The following is a 16,362-nucleotide window of genomic DNA, read 5'->3' on the forward strand; positions in this document are numbered from 1 at the left end:
TGTTGGTTTTTGGTTTCGGTAAATATAAAGCAAATATTTAAAGTTCAAAATACAATTTTAATACAATTTAAATAGTTCGGGTTTCCTCCTCCAAAAGTTGGTGGTTATAAAGCTCGGTATAGCTGCCATTTAAACTAAGTAATTCATTGTGTGTGCCTTGTTCAATGATTTTGCCATTATCCAGCACCAAAATCTTATCCGCATTTTTAATGGTAGAAATTCTATGGGCAATTAAAATACTTGTTTTTCCATCCATAATTTTACCAAGATTTTGTAGTATTTCCTCCTCGGTTTTAGTGTCAACCGCCGAAAGACAATCATCGAATATTAAAATCTTAGGTGATTTAATCAATGCTCTGGCGATAGAGACGCGTTGTTTTTGACCTCCAGAGAGGGTTATTCCACGTTCGCCCAGCATGGTTTCGAATTTTTCTTCAAAATCGATAATATTGGTATAAACCGAAGCATTTTTAGCAGCATTATGCACTTCTTCATCGGTAACCGTATCTAATCCAAAGGCAATATTGTTTTTAATGGTATCCGAAAAGAGGAAAACCTCCTGTGGTACAAAGCCAATCTGGCTACGATAATCTTTAAGGTTTAAAGCCTTAATGTTTTTTCCATCAATGTCTATAGCGCCATTTTCCACATCATACATCCGCATAATCAGGTTGGCCAATGTCGATTTTCCCGACCCTGTTTTCCCGATAATGGCTACAAATTCACCACTATTGATCTCGAAATTCACATCCTTTAAGGCTTCAATGCCAGTATCTGGATAGGTAAAACTCACATGATCGAACTTGATTTTACCGCTTAGCTCAATTTCTGCTGTTTCTTTTGATTGGATATCAGATGGGATATCTAAAAATTCGTTTATCCTTTTTTGCGATGCAGCAGCCCGCTGGATTAAAGAAGTAACCCAGCCCAGCATGGTTACCGGAAAGGTTAACTGGTTAATGTAAATGATAAATTCGGCAATATTCCCCGCGGTGATACTGCCATTCATCACCTGGATACCGCCAATGTATATGGTTAAAATGGTACTCAGGCCAATTAATAAAAGCATAGTAGGGTAAAACAAGGCCGATACCTTAACCAGGCTCATCGAATCTTTTTTATAATCGTTGCTCTGGATGGAGAACATGTTTCTGGTATAATCTTCGCGAACGTATGATTTAATGATCCGGATACCCGAAAAACGCTCCTGCACAAAACTCGAAAGATCCGACAAACGTTCCTGTATCTTCCCGCTTTTTTTAAAGATCAAAGTGTTTACGTAGTAAATGATCACCACCAGGAAAGGAAGTGGTAGTAAGCAATAAATGGCCAGTTTAGCATTTACATCAAACATCGACCAGATAATAAGCACCGATAAAACAAAAGTGTTAATGGTGTACATAATCGCCGGACCAACATACATTCTTACCCGGTTAACATCTTCTGTAGCACGGTTCATTAAGTCGCCAGTGTTATTCCGGCGGTAAAAACCCAGGCTAAGCTCCTGATAATGCTGGTAGATATCGTTTTTCATATCGAACTCTATATGCCGCGACATTAAAATAATGGTTTGGCGCATAAAGAACAGAAAAAGCCCCCGCAATAAATAAAGTGCAATAACCAGCAAACCAAAAAATAGAAGATTGCTGCTAAATATATCGTAAATTATAGCCTGGCGATCGAAACCGTAAAAGAGATTAAATACCTGAATGTTTTCGGTAATCAGGTCAACCGCATAACCAATTACCTGGGCTGGCACTACACCAAAAATATTAGAAATTACCACGAAAATACTTCCAGGTATGATCCACCATTTGTATTTAAGAAAGTATTTGTTTAATCGGCTTAAATGTTTCATTCCATACAAACTTAGCTAATTTTGTTATTTCATGATGCATATTTATCTATTCTGGTCTAAGCTTTAAAAATTAATGACACTTGAGGACGTAAAACAAAAGGTGAAAATGTTTTTGCCATAAAAACTTAGAATAAATTAATTCTATTATAGCAGCAACTTCGTCCATATTGTCATCCTGAGGGACGAAGGATCTTTTCGTCGGTTGCAGATCCTTCGTGCCTCAGGATGACAAATAGAATTAATTTCTTACGCCTTGGTTCGTGTCCTCACGAACCAAACATTAGTGAATTTAACCGCGTTTTTTTAATCAATTTATTATAATTCTATAACGTTTTAAAAATCTCAAAGGTTTATTAATTTAGCTACAACCGAATTAATTTTGTTATAGTTTCGTTAAATACGTGTAATAATGGTTTTTTATTTTAATTTTGCAGCAGGTTAGCCGAACGTTCAATATGCCAGCAAATTCTCCGTCAGATTTTTCAATTTTAGATCAATTAAGTGTCTATGGCCATAAAAAATTGGTTTTTTGCAACGATCCAGATACAGGTTTAAAAGCAATTATTGCTATACACGATACCACATTGGGCCCTGCTTTAGGCGGAACACGTATGTGGAGTTATAGCACAGAAGGCGAAGCTTTAGAAGACGCACTGCGTTTATCACGTGGAATGACTTACAAGGCAGCGATAACTGGATTGAATCTGGGTGGTGGAAAAGGCGTAATTATCGGCGATTCCAGGAAAGATAAAACAGAAACTTTAATGCGTAGCTATGGTAGGTTTATTAAAAACCTAAATGGCGAATTCATTACGGCAGAAGAAATGGGTACCAATACACGCGATATGGAATATATCCGTATGGAAACCAATTATGTTACTGGCGTTCCCGAATCAATTGGTGGTGCTGGTAATCCAGCTCCTTTTACCGCGCAAGGTGTTTATTTAGGCATTAAAGCAAGTGTTAAAGAGGTTTTCGGTACAGATATGCTAGCCGGAAGAACGATTGTAGTACAAGGTATCGGAAATGTTGGTGAGCATTTGGTTGCATTGCTAAGAAAAGAAAATGCTGAGGTTTTGATCAGCGATATTAACCAGGAGCAATTAACTTACGTTGCCCGGAAATATAAAGCAAAACCGATCGAAGCCGATAAAATTTTTACAACAGATGCCGATGTTTATGCGCCATGTGCAATGGGTGCTACCGTTAACAACAAAACTATCGAAAAAATGAAGTTTGCAATTATTGCAGGTTCAGCAAACAATCAGTTAAAAGATGAGGTTTTAGACAGCGAATTACTTTTGAAGAAAGGGATTTTATTTGCACCTGATTATTTAATTAATGCTGGTGGATTAATTTCTTGTTATTCTGAGTTAACGGGTTTTGGTAAAAAACGCACCGTACAGCTTACAGAGAATATTTACGATGCTACCCGAAGTGTAATTAAGTTAAGCAAAACCGAAAATATATCAACAAATATTGCAGCCAATCGCATAGCCGAGAAACGGATTGCAGATGTTAAAAAAATTAAATCGTCATATTAAATCATAATTATTAAAACAGGTTTTAAAAAACCGCACTCGTTCTTACATTCATGTTAAACAGAAGGCACTTAAGAATCAAAGCTTTGCAAAATATTTTTGCTTGGCACATGGCAGACAAAAAAGACATTAAAGGTGATTTGAAAACCTTAATGCAGAGCATCGATAGCGTGTACGAAATGTACATCTGGATGTTATCTTTAATGGTAGAAGTTACCGAATTTACTGCTAACGACGCCGCAGAGCGCGCAAATAAGTTTATTAAAACCGCAGAGGATATTAATCCCAACATGAAATTGCTGCACAATAAGTTTAGCGTTTTAATGCAGCAGAATCCCGAGTACGTTTCTGCAGTTAAAAAATACAAGGTAGATTGGGGTTTCGATCCGGAAATCCGTAAAACAGTTTACAATTCCTTAAAAGCATCAAAAGAATATGCCGAGTATCTTGCCGATCCAAACGAAAGTTTAGAGTCGTCAAAAGATATCATCAAATACATTTTCAGGAAAATCATCTTAAAAAACCAGGCCATTTTGCAGGTTTTTGAAGAGAAATTTATCAACTGGCAGGTAGATCACGAAGTAATGAAAGGGATGGTGGCCAAAACGTTGAAAAACTTTACATTTGAAGATCCTTTTAAAAATAAACTGACCGAAATTAGTGCAGATTGGGTTGAAGACAGCAAATTTGTTCAGGATCTTTTTGTGCATACTTTGCAGAACGATGCAAAATATCAGGAAATGATTGCCGATAGAACCAAAAACTGGGAATCGGAGCGTATTGCATTAATGGATACAATTTTAATGAAAATGGCCATTTGCGAATTGTTAAACTTTCCATCTATTCCGGTTAAAGTAACCATCAACGAATATTTAGAGTTATCAAAAGATTACAGTACACCGAAGAGTAATTCATTTATTAACGGTATTTTAGACAAAATTTTGGGCGATCTTAAGAAAAACAACACCATTAAAAAGATTGGCCGCGGATTAATCGAAGATTAAAAATGAAAAGAACATTTATCCTGGCTATTGCTGCGCTTTCATTTGCAGCATGTCGTAATGCAAATAATCAAACCAGCGAAACTGCGAAGGCTGTTTCAGTTGGCAACGATACTTCAAAAACAGCTAAAGTTGCTCCGGCAGATGCGCCTGTTATTGTTTTCGAACGCGATATTTTCGATTTCGGTAAAATAACACAAGGTGAGAAGGTTAAGCACGATTTTAAACTTAAAAATACAGGTAAAAGTCCGCTGATTGTTTCAAATGCAACCGCAACATGTGGTTGTACTGTTCCGCAGGTACCAGGCGAACCTATTTTACCTGGTAAAGAAGGGGTAATTAGCGTCGTTTTTAATAGCGAAGGTAAAATGGGCATGCAAGATAAGGTAGTAACCGTTACGTCAAATGCAAATCCAACGGTAAGCACTGTTCATTTGGTAGGAGAGGTGCTGGCTAGAAAATAAATTGGTTCGATTGTTTATGGCATAATCCATAATGATCAAAATTCACAAAAACACAAATAAATAAGAAATGACATCAACAGTAATATTACAGACAGCAGCAGGTGGTAGTAACATGCTAACTACAATTGTACCAATGGTACTAATCATGGTAGTTTTCTACTTTTTCATGATCCGCCCGCAAGTTAAAAAAGCTAAAGACCATAAAAAATTGGTTGCAGAATTGAAAAAAGGGGATAAAATCGTAACTACGGCAGGTATTCACGGTCGCATTGCCGATATGAACGAAACGACTTTTTTAATTGAGGTTGAAGGTGGTGTAAAAATCCGTTTCGATAAATCAGCAGTTTCTTTAGATGCAACAAAAGCAGTTGTAGCGCCTAAAGCCTAATAAATTAATTAAAATTTAAGCGCAGTCCCGAAAATTTTCGGGACTGTTTTTGTTTTACTACATTTGATTAAATGCATTTTGGATAATATTTTTCCAGCTTACAGCTAATATTTAATTTATTATTATGCCCTTTATTAGATTAACTAAGATTGAAAAAAGACGTGTATTTAGCTTATTGGCCTGTTTGTTACTGGCCATAGCGGCATGGCTTTTTATGGCATTAAACAACAAGTATATTTATGTAGCAAAAACCGTTTTGGTTTTTAAAAATACACCTACCAAAAGAGCATTTTATCCCTTGCAGTCTGATACGATAGATTTACAGGTTGAAGGCACCGGCTGGCAATTGCTTTTTGCCCGTTTACGCATCAGTCCACCATCTGTTTCTGTTAATTTAAGTCAGCTCAATACCAAAGATTTTATTGTTTTTTCCGATCAGCTTTTCAATATCAACAGGCAATTAGAAAGTACACAAAAGGTAATTTCTGTTAAACCCGACACCCTTTATTTCGATTTCACCAAACGGGTAGTGAAAAAAGTTCCTGTAAAACTGATCGATAAACTGAGCTTTGAAAAGCAATATGGCATCTCTAGTGAGGTTATCCTCAACCCGAAATATGTTAAAGTGGCGGGCCCTGTAGAGGAGCTAGCCAAAATAAAGTTCTGGCCTACAGATACCCTTAAGCAGGATAAAATACAAAGCAGTAGTACGACCAGGATTGCCTTACAGCACAGTATCCATAAAAATGTAAGTATTTACCCTTCATCTGTAGAGGTTAGATTACCTGTTGATGAGTTTACAGAGAAGACTATCGAAGTGCCGTTAAAAATTACAAACAATAGGAATTATAACAATCTTAAACTATATCCTAAAAAAGTTAAAGTTACCTTCTTAGTCGCGTTAAGCAATTACGATCAGGTTGACGAAAGTTTTATTACCGCTACCATTGATGTAGACGAATGGCAAATTTTAAAGCACCGTCAGTTTACGGTGAAGATAACCGAGTTTCCTGATTATTGTAAACTGGTAAGCGTAATGCCTTCCAAAATAGATTTTATTGTAGAAAAATAATGTATAAAGTAGGTATAACAGGTGGGATAGGCAGTGGTAAAACAACGGTTTGTAAGGTTTTCGAAGTATTGGGGATCCCTGTGTTTTACGCCGATACTGTTGCGAAAGAAATCATGTGCAAAGATGTTTTGTTGGTGGAGGGGATAAAATCTGCTTTCGGGAAAGAAAGTTATTTTGAAGATGGAAGCCTAAATAACAAGCATATCGCTGGCATTGTTTTTAATAACGAGGAAGAGCTTGCAAAATTAAATGCATTGGTTCATCCAGCAGTTTTTAGGGCATTTGATGCCTGGGAAGAAACCATTCCGGCCAATACGTCATATACCTTAAAAGAGGCTGCTTTGTTGTTCGAAAGTGGCTCTTATAAGATGTGCGATACTACAATACTGGTTACTGCTCCTTACGAAATCAAAATGAAGCGGGTAATGCTGCGTGATGGGGTAACAGCAGAGCAGGTTAAAGCACGTATGGATAAACAGTTTAGCGACGAGGAAAAAGCGAAAATGGCCAACCATTTTATCATAAATGATGAGCAGGAATCTATAATTGAACAGGTTTTAGCTTTACACCAAGAATTTCTTAAGACGGCCGAAGAATATAAAAATTTTAATGCCTAATCTACTCAAATCATTCAATCCTTAAATCCAATTCATTCCAATAATGATTTTAGAAGATTTTATCACCATTACCCCAACGGGTTTATACTGTGTTTACGGCGATTTTTACCTCGATCCACAACAACCAGTTAAAGAAGCGGTAGTTTCACATGCACATGGCGATCATGCTATTGGAGGAAGTCAAAATGTGTACTGTACTGCTGCTACCGCAACTTTTATGAAACACCGTTACCGCAAATTTGCCGCGGTCGATTTTTTTACCAAAAATTATCACGAACCCTTCAAAATAAAAGACGTTACCATTACTTTCTATTCTGCGGGTCATATTTTGGGCTCTGCACAGGTTTTAATGGAGTATAAGGGTGTAAAATACCTCTATACTGGCGATTATAAGATTGAGCCCGATAATACCTGTGAGCCTTTCGAATTTGTTGAAGCAGATGTGTTGATTACGGAAAGTACCTTTGCTAATCCAGAAACCAAACACCCTTCACCAATAGATGAAATTAAAAAGCTGAACGAAACCAATGCGAATATCATGCTTGGTTCTTATGCATTGGGTAAAAGCCAGCGGATTATCCAATTGCTCAACGCGCATTGCCCTACGAAGAACATTATGGTTCACCACAGTATTATGCCTTTTGTGAAAATTTATGAAGATTATGGCATAAAAGTAGGGAATTACAACATGTACGATAGAAAGGTGATGAAAAATAATCAAGAACATCAGGTTTACATTGTACCACCAATGGTTTTTCACAGTTACCATAAGGCGATTAATGTAGTACGCGCCTTTGCCTCCGGATGGAAGAACCTGCAACAACAAAACGGGATTTCACTTTATATTTCTGACCATGCTGATTGGGATGCAATTTTAGAAACCATAGAAAAAGTTAAACCAAAACAAGTATGGACTTTACATGGTGATGGTAAACAGCTTAAAGATTTTTTTAGAGACAAACTAGAGGTTAAAATACTCAATTAGTAATTATAATTGGAGAGTGGCATCAAATATCGGCTGTTTGTCATCCTGATCCGATAGCTATCGGATTTGTTTCAGGACAATTAATGGATCACATATGAAAGAAGGCGAAGATTTTTACTTTAACGAAGATGGACTAATGGTTTTTACTGAAGCCTACCATTTAAAACGTGGTTATTGCTGCAAGAATAAATGTAAGCATTGCCCATGGGGTTATGGGAAGAAGAAAGAAAAGAAGTAATGTAGTTGGTAGTTGGCAATTTCAGTTTACATTTCTTAATTTTTATCTACAAACTCATTCCTCCTTATTAAAGCGAACATGATCATAAATATCGCTTAGCGCTATATCAAAACCCATCGAAACAAGAGTTAGTCTATCAGATATCTCCTTGTGTTGATTGAGTACCCAGTTTTTTTCTTCATTAATGTAATAAGCTTCAACCGAAATAGATTCCAAATCGATCATAATGTATTCTTTTAATGATGGAATATCTTTATACAGGTTAAATTTTTTCCCTTTGTCGTAATTTTTGGTTGATGGAGATAGGATTTCGATAATCACAGTTGGTAAAATTGAGGTATCCTCATCAGCATCACTATGTATTAATCCATTACAATAAATCGATATGTCAGGATAGGTAAATAAAGTATTCTCGGGAATATTCATCCGTTTATCACTTCCATAAGGCCTGCAGGGCTTGCCTTTAAGTTTTTGAACTATTTCTCCAAAAACATTGCTAAAAATCTCGTTATGATTATCACCGGCACCAGACATTGCAAATATCTCCCCTTGGAAATACTCGTGCTTTACTGTTGATGCTTTTTCCATCTCAAGATATTCTTTAACAGTATAACTTCTTTTTTGATAAGCTACAGCTGGTTCATTTACAATTTCATCCATATATAAATTTATTGAATTTTGTCCGAAAGGTTAATTGTTTAAAATTGCCCAATTGAAATTGCAAAGGGAATCACATTGCAGCGTTAAGGAAACATGGTTATAAATATCGGTTAAGGCTACGCCGAATCCCATCGAAACAAGATTTAGCATATCAGAAATGTCTTCGTGTTTATTGAGTACCCAACTTTGCTCATCATCAATGTAATAGGCCTCTACCGACACTGATTCTGAATCAATCATAATGTATTCTTTTAATGAAGGAATATTTTTATATAAGTTGAATTTTTTTCCTTTGTCGTAATTTTTGGTTGAAGGAGACAGGATTTCAATAATCACAGTTGGTAAAATTGAGGTGTCTTCATCAACATCGCTATGTATTAATCCATTACAATAAATCGATATATCAGGATAGGTAAATAAAGTATTCTCGGGAATATTCATTCGTTTATCACTTCCATAAGGCCTGCATGGCTTGCCTTTAAGCTTGTTTCCAATTTCAATAAAAACATTGCTAAAAATATCATTATGGTTATCACCGGCACCAGACATTGCAAATATCTCCCCTTGAAAATACTCGTGCTTTACCGTTGATGCTTTTTCCATCTCAAGATATTCTTTAACAGTATAACTTCTTTTTTGATAAGCTACAGCTGGTTCATTTACAATTTCGTCCATATATAAATTTATTGAATTTTGTCCGAAAGGTTAATTATTTAAAATTGCCCAATTGAAATTGCAAACGGAATCACACTGCAGCGTTAAAGGAAACATGGTTATAAATATCGGTTAAGGCTACGCCGAATCCCATCGAAACAAGATTTAGTATATCATATATCTCTTCATGTTTGTTGAGTACCCAATTCTGTTCATCATTAATATAATAGGCCTCTACGAACACTGATTCTGAATCAATCATAATGTATTCTTTTAATGAAGGAATATCTTTATATAAGTTAAATTTTTTCCCTTTGTCGTAATTTTTAGTGGATGGAGATAGGATTTCGATGATTACTGTTGGTAAAATTGCTGTGTCTTCATCAAATTCACTATGCAAATAATTATTACAATAGATAGAGATATCAGGATAAGTGAACAACGTATTCTCAGGAATATTCATTCTCATATCACTTCCGAAAATGTAACACGACTTTCCTTTTAGTTTACTGCCAACTGCTAGGAAAATATTGGTAAATATCCAGTTATGATTTGCACTTGCACCAGACATAGCAAATACCTCGCCTTGGAAATACTCGTGCTTTACTGTTGATGCTTTTTCCATCTCCAGGTATTCCTCAATAGTATAATGCCTTTTTTGGTAAGCTACAGCAGGTTCGTTTACAATTTCGTCCATATATAAATTTATTGAATTTTGTCTGAAAGGTTAATTGTTTAAAATTGCCCAATTGAAATTGCAAAGGGAATCACATTGCAGCGTTAAAGGAAACATGGTTATAGATATCGGTTAAGGCTACGCCGAATCCCATCGAAATAAGATTTAATGTATCAGAAATCTCTTCATGTTTGTTGAGTACCCAATTCTGTTCACCATTAATATAATAGGCCTCTACCAATACAGAATTTGAATCAATCATAATGTATTCTTTTAATGAAGGAATATCTTTATATAAGTTAAATTTTTTCCCTTTGTCGTAATTTTTGGTTGATGGAGACAGAATTTCGATGATTACTGTTGGTTGTAGAATAGTGCCATCATCCTCACTTAAATGTTTAATTTCGTTACAGTATATAGAAATATCCGGATAAGTAAATAATGTATTTTCTGGGATATTCATTCGCATATCACTTCCAAAAGGAATGCATTTCGAACCTTTTAATTTAAAGAAAAGTGGGCCGAAAACATTTGAAAATATAAGATTATGATTAAAGGTCGCACCAGACATAGCAAATACCTCGCCTTGGAAATACTCATGCTTCACTGTTGATGCTTTTTCCATCTCCAGGTATTCCTCAATAGTATAATGCCTTTTTTGGTAAGCTACAGCAGGTTCATTTACAATCTCATCCATATACTAATTTACAGATGTTTATTCACAAAAGTTAAATGTATAAACGATTAAACGTTTAAAACGGCTACTAAGCTAATGACGTGAATGGTTAATCGACTGCCGACTAAGGACTCTAGACTAAGAACTAACCCTAATGTCCTGCAAAGAAACCAATTAATGCTACACCAATCCCCAACAAAACGGCAATCATTTTGCGGGTATTGATTTTATGATCGGCACTCGATTCGAATAAGATGGTGGTAGAAATATGTAAGAAAATACCGATCACAATACCCATAATTTTATTGAAATAAGCATCAATGCCTCCAATAGTGCCATTGCTTAAGCCAACACTTACATAAAAGCCCAGAGGTGCCATGATAGCAAATACAATCAGATAAAATATAATACTGCTTTTCTTATAATGGTTTTGCATTAATATGCTGGCCAGCGCAAAAGCAGCTGGGATGTGGTGTAGTGAAATTCCGAAAATCAGCTCATTGTGCTGTTCTTTGGCTAAAGGCATCCCCTCTAAAAAAGCATGCAAACACAAACTGATCATAATCCCAAAGGGAAAAACATGTCCGTCGTGATGTTTATGAATGTGCCCATGTTCTACACCTTCTGAAAACTGCTCCAAGAAGATCTGTAATAAAAAACCAATCAGGATGAAAACACCAATCTGCCATTTGTCGGATCCGCTGTAAGCGTCAGGAATTAAATGTAAAACTGTAATGGCAAATAAATAGGCCCCACTGAAAGACAAAATCAGTTTTAGTAGTTTAGATTTATCGCTCTTTACTAAAAATATAGCTGTCCCACCTAAAAAGGCACAGAAAAAGAGTACGCAGAGTTTCCAGATTTCCATAAGTTAAAAATCAGGTTGTAATTTTTTAAATATTCTAGAACAGATAATCCCTATGGTAATGCCCAGTAAAGCACCGGTAGTTACATCAACAGGATAATGAACACCAACATATACCTGAGCAAAACTGATGATAAACGCCCAGAAAAGGCCAATAGGCAAAATAGGTTTCCATCGGCTATAAAAAATGCAGATTAAAAAAACGGCAATCGCAAAGTGATTGGTGGCATGTGCAGACGGAAAGCTCAGGCCACTTCCACAGGGAACACGGTGGATAATGTCGTTCGCCAAACTTAAATCATTACAGGGCCTAACCCGGGCTACCCAAGGTTTCACTACTTTTGAGGCAATTAAATCGCCCATGGCGAAGGTAAAGAGAACCATGCCGATAATGTAATAACCTTGTTTTTTATATTGTTTAATACAAAAAACAATAATAAAAAGGTAAAGGGGCGACCAAAAAAAACGGTTACGCATTAAAGGCATCAACCAATCAAAAAAGCTGTTTGAAAGCCCACGGTGGATTTTCAAGAACAATTCTACATCAAATTGCTGTATGCTTTCTATCATGCTTTTTTACAGATTAAAATTAACCGGTCAGAACTGTTTTCGTCAAAATCGTCTAAACCATAACTGCCAAAAGTTTTTTCGATAACCATCCCTGCCTTGGTAAGCATGCGCTGGAAATCCTCAAAACTAAATGCCTGCACCCGTTCTTCGAAATTGTATACCTTTTGTTTGTCTTCGAAATTTATCTTTTTGATAATTTTTCCGTCGATCACATTTTTGGTGATATTAAAAGTTATGCCATCAAGCGATTTTGTTTCGCAATGATTTAAGTTGCGGATAATTTTTTCGGTATTAAAATAATCGAGCACCAAAATCCCCTCAGCTGTTAAGCATTTTCGAAAGGTTTTAAGTGCATTTATATGGTCTTTTTCGGTATCGAAATAACCAAAACTGGTAAACAGATTTAAGGCCACATCAAAGTAATTGATGTAAAATAACCTGCGCATATCGTGTACAAGAAAATGTAATTTATTGTTTTCGAATTGCTTGGCGTATTTTATACTTTGTTCCGAAAGGTCTATTCCGGTAACATCGAAGCCTTTTTTGTTTAAATAGATTGAATGTCGGCCTTTGCCACAGGCAATATCCAACATTTTAGCATCGGCCCTCGGGTGTAAAAACTCCGTAAGTTTATCGATGAAAAATTCGGCTTCAGCATCATTCCGTTGTTGATAAAGAATATGATAATATGGCGAATTAAACCAATATTGAAACCACTTGCGTTGCATATAAAAGCCGTTTGTATCTTAAAAAGATGCAAATATAAGGTTTTACAGTCGCTAGTAAAGTTAGAATATGCTTTTATGCAATAAAGTTGCAAGAATATTATGAATACGGTATCCAATTAAACACACGTTTGTTTTTGGCCATAGTCTCAATTCTAGAAAACTGATCGTGCAAATAGATATAAAAGCAATGTAAATTAAGTGTACAAACACTCCTAAATAGCTGCTATCTTGTTTTTTTTCTTATTTTTGAGCCTCAATTAAATTATATACAGTGACTTTAATAAAATCAATTTCAGGAATACGAGGAACCATTGGCGGAAGGGCTGGAGACGGCTTAACCCCATTTGATATTGTGAAATTTACAGCTGCCTTTGGTAGCTGGGTGGTACAAAAAACAGGCAATAAAAGAATAGTTTTAGGTCGCGATGCCCGTATTTCGGGTGAGATGGTGAATAACCTGGTTATCGGAACTTTACAGGGCTTAGGCATTGAGGTAATCGATTTAGGTTTATCAACCACGCCAACTGTAGAAGTAGCTGTACCTGATGAAAAAGCAGGTGGCGGTATCATTTTAACCGCAAGCCATAACCCAAAACAGTGGAATGCCTTAAAATTACTAAATGCGAGCGGCGAATTTATTAGCGACGCTGACGGAAAAGAGGTTTTAGATTTGGCAGAAAGCGCTGATTTTGATTTTGCTGAGGTAGATAAATTAGGTAAAGTAATTAAAAACGATACTTACCTTCAAAAACACATCGATAAAGTTTTAGCATTACCACTGGTTGATGTTGAGGCAATTAAAAAGGCCGATTTTAAAGTCGTAATCGACTGCGTAAATTCAACCGGCGGTATTTTTATCCCTGCTTTGTTAAAAGCTTTGGGTGTGAGCAAGGTGGTAGAATTATATTGTACACCAGATGGACATTTTCCACACAACCCTGAGCCGCTTCCTGAAAACTTAACCGAAATATCGAAAGAAGTTCAGAAGCAAAATGCCGACTTAGGTATTGTTGTTGATCCGGATGTTGACCGTTTATGTTTTGTGAACGAAGATGGTAGCATGTTCGGTGAAGAATATACTTTGGTGGCTGTTGCCGATTATGTATTGAAAAATACACCAGGAAATACGGTTTCAAACCTTTCATCAACACGTGCATTACGCGATGTGACCGAAAAAGTAGGAGCAGAATACAATGCATCAGCAGTAGGAGAGGTGAATGTAGTGAACAAAATGAAGGCAACAAATGCCATTATTGGTGGCGAAGGAAACGGTGGGATTATTTATCCCGAATCGCACTATGGAAGAGACGCCTTGGTTGGCATTGCCTTATTTTTAACACATTTAGCTAAATTTGGCAAATCGATCTCGGTATTAAGGGCTAGCTATCCACAATACCATATTTCTAAAAACAAAATTACCCTTACGCCAGAAATGGATATCGATAATCTGTTGAAACAGGTAGAAGAAAAGTATAAAAATCAGCCATACAGTACAATTGATGGATTGAAGATAGAATTTGATAAAACTTGGGTACATTTGCGCCGTTCGAACACTGAACCGATTATCAGGATTTATAGTGAAGCAGAAAATGAAACCATTGCCGAGAATTTGGCTAACAAAATTATTTCTGACATTAAAGAAATATTACACCTTTAATCGCTAAAGGATTTCAGGATTAAGCATACCTGTTCAGGGTTTTAATAAAACGATTAAACCCTGAACATTTAAAACAAAGACTGCCACTAGCAAGGTATCTTTGCAACACACTAACTTTTAAATATTCGTAGAAATGAAAAGGGTCTATTTAGATAATGCGGCCACAACGCCTTTAGATGCAGCAGTAATTGCAGAAATGACAAATGTAATGGAAAACTATTTTGGCAATCCATCTGCTATTCATGCGCTTGGCCGCGAGGTAAGAACGCTGGTAGAAAAAGCCCGTAAAACCGTTTCTGGTCTGTTAAATGCATCTCCATCCGAAGTTTTTTTTACTTCTGGAGGCACCGAGGCCGATAATACAGCCATCCGTTGTGGAATTTCAGCTTATGGAATTAAACATGCCATTACTTCGAAAATAGAGCACCACGCCGTTGAGCATACTTTAAATACGATGCTTAAAAATGGTGAAATCGATAAATTAAGTTTCGTTAATATTGACGAAAAAGGGAATATTGATTACAACCATTTAGAAGAATTGCTTCAAAATAACGAACGTACTTTTGTTTCGTTAATGCATGCCAATAACGAGTTGGGTACACTGACCGATATGGTTAAAGTTGGCGATATCTGCGAGAAATACAATGCCATTTACCATGCCGATACCGTTCAAACCATGGGGCATTACCCGCATAACGTACGCGAGCTTAAAGCACATTTTATTGTTTGCGCAGCGCACAAGCTCCATGGACCTAAAGGTGTTGGCTTTTTATATGTAAACAGTAACATTAAAATTCCACCGATGATTTATGGTGGGGCACAAGAGCGCAACATGCGTGGTGGTACCGAAAATGTATATGGTATTGTGGGCTTAGCTAAGGCTTTAGAAATTGCCTATGCCGAAATGGATCAGCATCAGGCCTATATTCAGGGCTTAAAAGATTACCTGAAAGCACAGTTAATTGCCGAAATCCCAGGTATTGCTTTTAATGGCGAAACCGATGCCGATAAAAGTTTATATACTGTACTGAATGTATCTTTTCCCGAGATGGATATGGCCGATATGTTGTTGTTTAATTTAGATATCAATGGTATCTGTGCTTCTGGTGGCAGTGCCTGCTCTTCGGGTTCGAATATTGGCTCGCATGTGTTAAATGGTATTAATGCCGATCCAAATCGTCCTTCGGTGCGCTTTTCATTTAGCAAATACACTACAAAGGAAGAGTTAGATTATGTAATAGAAAAAGTTAAAATGGTAGTAAAGCAAAATGCTTTGGCTTAAAATATCATTAACCAAATAGGAGCGTCCCGGTGAGAATCGGGACTTTTTTTGTGCGATAAAACATAGTTTGAAGTCCTTTTTTTGGAAAGCAAAGACAGCATTTCATTTTAAAGTTAGCCCTGCTTTCCGTTTCAAGTCCTCGCTGCGCTGTGGGCTTTACACTCCAATCAGGTTTACATACAGACGTCGGTGCTGCTATTTAAGGTTATAGCATAACGCAAAAAGAAGAATTAATTTTATAAAACAAATCTCTGCACCCTGCAGCCCAAAATAATATCACAGGCTGTGCCACCTAAACCTGATCGGAACGAACATCCCGTTTTTCACCTATCGTGTGGACACATCTTTTTGAGGTTATTTTTAGGCGTTCTGCTAGCTTCCTCGAATGACACATTGTTTTAACCGAAGAACGCCGTCAATCCCAAGGGCC

General features: G+C 36.6%; 18 protein-coding genes. 10 read left to right on the forward strand and 8 right to left on the reverse strand.

What is annotated here, in order from left to right; translation table 11 throughout:
- Nucleotides 1-67: 67 nt before the first annotated feature.
- Nucleotides 68-1,858, reverse strand: a complete 1,791-nt coding sequence (locus AW17_RS09910) for an ABC transporter ATP-binding protein (RefSeq protein WP_029275978.1) — start codon at nucleotides 1,856-1,858, stop codon at nucleotides 68-70.
- A gap of 455 nt (nucleotides 1,859-2,313) precedes the next feature.
- Here AW17_RS09910 and AW17_RS09915 point away from each other — a divergent pair, with 455 nt between their 5' ends.
- From AW17_RS09915 to AW17_RS24440, 8 genes are all read left to right on the forward strand, one after another.
- Nucleotides 2,314-3,402: a Glu/Leu/Phe/Val family dehydrogenase gene (locus tag AW17_RS09915; RefSeq protein WP_029275979.1), complete on the forward strand. Its 1,089-nt coding sequence runs from the start codon at nucleotides 2,314-2,316 to the stop codon at nucleotides 3,400-3,402.
- A gap of 50 nt (nucleotides 3,403-3,452) precedes the next feature.
- Nucleotides 3,453-4,403: a transcription antitermination factor NusB gene (gene nusB / locus AW17_RS09920; protein WP_029275980.1), complete on the forward strand. Its 951-nt coding sequence runs from the start codon at nucleotides 3,453-3,455 to the stop codon at nucleotides 4,401-4,403.
- A 2-nt stretch (nucleotides 4,404-4,405) separates the two neighbouring features.
- Nucleotides 4,406-4,864 carry a DUF1573 domain-containing protein gene (locus AW17_RS09925; RefSeq protein ID WP_029275981.1) on the forward strand — a complete coding sequence of 153 codons (459 nt, stop codon included), beginning with the start codon at nucleotides 4,406-4,408 and terminating at the stop codon, nucleotides 4,862-4,864.
- A gap of 67 nt (nucleotides 4,865-4,931) precedes the next feature.
- The gene (yajC, locus tag AW17_RS09930; protein WP_029275982.1) at nucleotides 4,932-5,252 is read left to right on the forward strand and encodes a preprotein translocase subunit YajC; all 321 of its coding nucleotides are present in this window, start codon (nucleotides 4,932-4,934) and stop codon (nucleotides 5,250-5,252) included.
- A gap of 124 nt (nucleotides 5,253-5,376) precedes the next feature.
- Entirely contained in the window at nucleotides 5,377-6,324 is a 948-nt protein-coding gene (locus tag AW17_RS09935) for a YbbR-like domain-containing protein (RefSeq protein ID WP_029275984.1), read from the forward strand.
- On the forward strand, nucleotides 6,324-6,941 hold the full coding sequence (gene coaE, locus AW17_RS09940; protein WP_029275986.1) for a dephospho-CoA kinase: 618 nt from the start codon (nucleotides 6,324-6,326) through the stop codon (nucleotides 6,939-6,941). The genes AW17_RS09935 and coaE overlap by 1 nt, the downstream gene beginning before the upstream one ends.
- A gap of 43 nt (nucleotides 6,942-6,984) precedes the next feature.
- Nucleotides 6,985-7,926, forward strand: a complete 942-nt coding sequence (locus AW17_RS09945; protein WP_029275987.1) for an exonuclease — start codon at nucleotides 6,985-6,987, stop codon at nucleotides 7,924-7,926.
- Between the two features lie 94 nt (nucleotides 7,927-8,020).
- A complete protein-coding gene (locus AW17_RS24440; RefSeq protein ID WP_162799929.1) occupies nucleotides 8,021-8,164 on the forward strand; it encodes a C1orf53 family protein in 144 nt (47 codons plus the stop codon).
- 54 nt (nucleotides 8,165-8,218) lie between these two features.
- Here the strand turns inward: AW17_RS24440 and AW17_RS09950 are convergent, their stop codons facing one another.
- The 7 genes from AW17_RS09950 to AW17_RS09980 all read right to left on the reverse strand — a co-directional run bounded on the left by AW17_RS09950 (nucleotide 8,219) and on the right by AW17_RS09980 (nucleotide 12,993).
- A complete protein-coding gene (locus tag AW17_RS09950; RefSeq protein WP_029275988.1) occupies nucleotides 8,219-8,824 on the reverse strand; it encodes a Uma2 family endonuclease in 606 nt (201 codons plus the stop codon).
- Between the two features lie 30 nt (nucleotides 8,825-8,854).
- Complete coding sequence (locus tag AW17_RS09955; RefSeq protein WP_051691744.1) at nucleotides 8,855-9,499, reverse strand: Uma2 family endonuclease; 645 nt, start codon at nucleotides 9,497-9,499, stop codon at nucleotides 8,855-8,857.
- Nucleotides 9,500-9,569: 70 nt separating this feature from the next.
- Complete coding sequence (locus tag AW17_RS09960; RefSeq protein WP_051691745.1) at nucleotides 9,570-10,175, reverse strand: Uma2 family endonuclease; 606 nt, start codon at nucleotides 10,173-10,175, stop codon at nucleotides 9,570-9,572.
- Between the two features lie 70 nt (nucleotides 10,176-10,245).
- Entirely contained in the window at nucleotides 10,246-10,851 is a 606-nt protein-coding gene (locus AW17_RS09965) for a Uma2 family endonuclease (RefSeq protein WP_029275992.1), read from the reverse strand.
- A 130-nt stretch (nucleotides 10,852-10,981) separates the two neighbouring features.
- Nucleotides 10,982-11,698 (reverse strand): ZIP family metal transporter, encoded by a 717-nt coding sequence (locus AW17_RS09970; protein ID WP_029275993.1) that lies wholly within the window; start codon nucleotides 11,696-11,698, stop codon nucleotides 10,982-10,984.
- Between the two features lie 3 nt (nucleotides 11,699-11,701).
- The gene (locus AW17_RS09975; RefSeq protein WP_029275994.1) at nucleotides 11,702-12,265 is read right to left on the reverse strand and encodes a phosphatase PAP2 family protein; all 564 of its coding nucleotides are present in this window, start codon (nucleotides 12,263-12,265) and stop codon (nucleotides 11,702-11,704) included.
- Nucleotides 12,262-12,993, reverse strand: coding sequence for a class I SAM-dependent methyltransferase (locus AW17_RS09980; protein ID WP_029275995.1), 732 nt, complete (start codon nucleotides 12,991-12,993; stop codon nucleotides 12,262-12,264). Before AW17_RS09980 ends, AW17_RS09975 begins: the two co-directional genes overlap by 4 nt.
- A gap of 271 nt (nucleotides 12,994-13,264) precedes the next feature.
- Between AW17_RS09980 and glmM the strand changes: the two genes are divergently transcribed.
- Together glmM and AW17_RS09990 are read left to right on the forward strand one after the other, a co-directional pair.
- Nucleotides 13,265-14,650, forward strand: coding sequence for a phosphoglucosamine mutase (gene glmM, locus AW17_RS09985; protein ID WP_029275996.1), 1,386 nt, complete (start codon nucleotides 13,265-13,267; stop codon nucleotides 14,648-14,650).
- Between the two features lie 133 nt (nucleotides 14,651-14,783).
- Nucleotides 14,784-15,932: a cysteine desulfurase family protein gene (locus tag AW17_RS09990; RefSeq protein ID WP_029275998.1), complete on the forward strand. Its 1,149-nt coding sequence runs from the start codon at nucleotides 14,784-14,786 to the stop codon at nucleotides 15,930-15,932.
- The last annotated feature ends 430 nt before the right edge of the window (nucleotides 15,933-16,362 follow it).

Origin of the sequence: Pedobacter borealis DSM 19626 (assembly GCF_000708285.2) — a bacterium.
GTDB classification, from domain to species: domain Bacteria; phylum Bacteroidota; class Bacteroidia; order Sphingobacteriales; family Sphingobacteriaceae; genus Pedobacter; species Pedobacter borealis.

What these genes read in the sequence shown, in the direction of transcription:
- AW17_RS09910 (WP_029275978.1), bottom strand. Translation starts at nt 1,858, where the DNA reads ATGAAACATTTAAGCCGATTAAACAAATACTTTCTTAAATACAAATGG.
- AW17_RS09915 (WP_029275979.1), top strand. Translation starts at nt 2,314, where the DNA reads ATGCCAGCAAATTCTCCGTCAGATTTTTCAATTTTAGATCAATTAAGT.
- nusB (WP_029275980.1), top strand. Translation starts at nt 3,453, where the DNA reads ATGTTAAACAGAAGGCACTTAAGAATCAAAGCTTTGCAAAATATTTTT.
- AW17_RS09925 (WP_029275981.1), top strand. Translation starts at nt 4,406, where the DNA reads ATGAAAAGAACATTTATCCTGGCTATTGCTGCGCTTTCATTTGCAGCA.
- yajC (WP_029275982.1), top strand. Translation starts at nt 4,932, where the DNA reads ATGACATCAACAGTAATATTACAGACAGCAGCAGGTGGTAGTAACATG.
- AW17_RS09935 (WP_029275984.1), top strand. Translation starts at nt 5,377, where the DNA reads ATGCCCTTTATTAGATTAACTAAGATTGAAAAAAGACGTGTATTTAGC.
- coaE (WP_029275986.1), top strand. Translation starts at nt 6,324, where the DNA reads ATGTATAAAGTAGGTATAACAGGTGGGATAGGCAGTGGTAAAACAACG.
- AW17_RS09945 (WP_029275987.1), top strand. Translation starts at nt 6,985, where the DNA reads ATGATTTTAGAAGATTTTATCACCATTACCCCAACGGGTTTATACTGT.
- AW17_RS24440 (WP_162799929.1), top strand. Translation starts at nt 8,021, where the DNA reads ATGAAAGAAGGCGAAGATTTTTACTTTAACGAAGATGGACTAATGGTT.
- AW17_RS09950 (WP_029275988.1), bottom strand. Translation starts at nt 8,824, where the DNA reads ATGGATGAAATTGTAAATGAACCAGCTGTAGCTTATCAAAAAAGAAGT.
- AW17_RS09955 (WP_051691744.1), bottom strand. Translation starts at nt 9,499, where the DNA reads ATGGACGAAATTGTAAATGAACCAGCTGTAGCTTATCAAAAAAGAAGT.
- AW17_RS09960 (WP_051691745.1), bottom strand. Translation starts at nt 10,175, where the DNA reads ATGGACGAAATTGTAAACGAACCTGCTGTAGCTTACCAAAAAAGGCAT.
- AW17_RS09965 (WP_029275992.1), bottom strand. Translation starts at nt 10,851, where the DNA reads ATGGATGAGATTGTAAATGAACCTGCTGTAGCTTACCAAAAAAGGCAT.
- AW17_RS09970 (WP_029275993.1), bottom strand. Translation starts at nt 11,698, where the DNA reads ATGGAAATCTGGAAACTCTGCGTACTCTTTTTCTGTGCCTTTTTAGGT.
- AW17_RS09975 (WP_029275994.1), bottom strand. Translation starts at nt 12,265, where the DNA reads ATGATAGAAAGCATACAGCAATTTGATGTAGAATTGTTCTTGAAAATC.
- AW17_RS09980 (WP_029275995.1), bottom strand. Translation starts at nt 12,993, where the DNA reads ATGCAACGCAAGTGGTTTCAATATTGGTTTAATTCGCCATATTATCAT.
- AW17_RS09990 (WP_029275998.1), top strand. Translation starts at nt 14,784, where the DNA reads ATGAAAAGGGTCTATTTAGATAATGCGGCCACAACGCCTTTAGATGCA.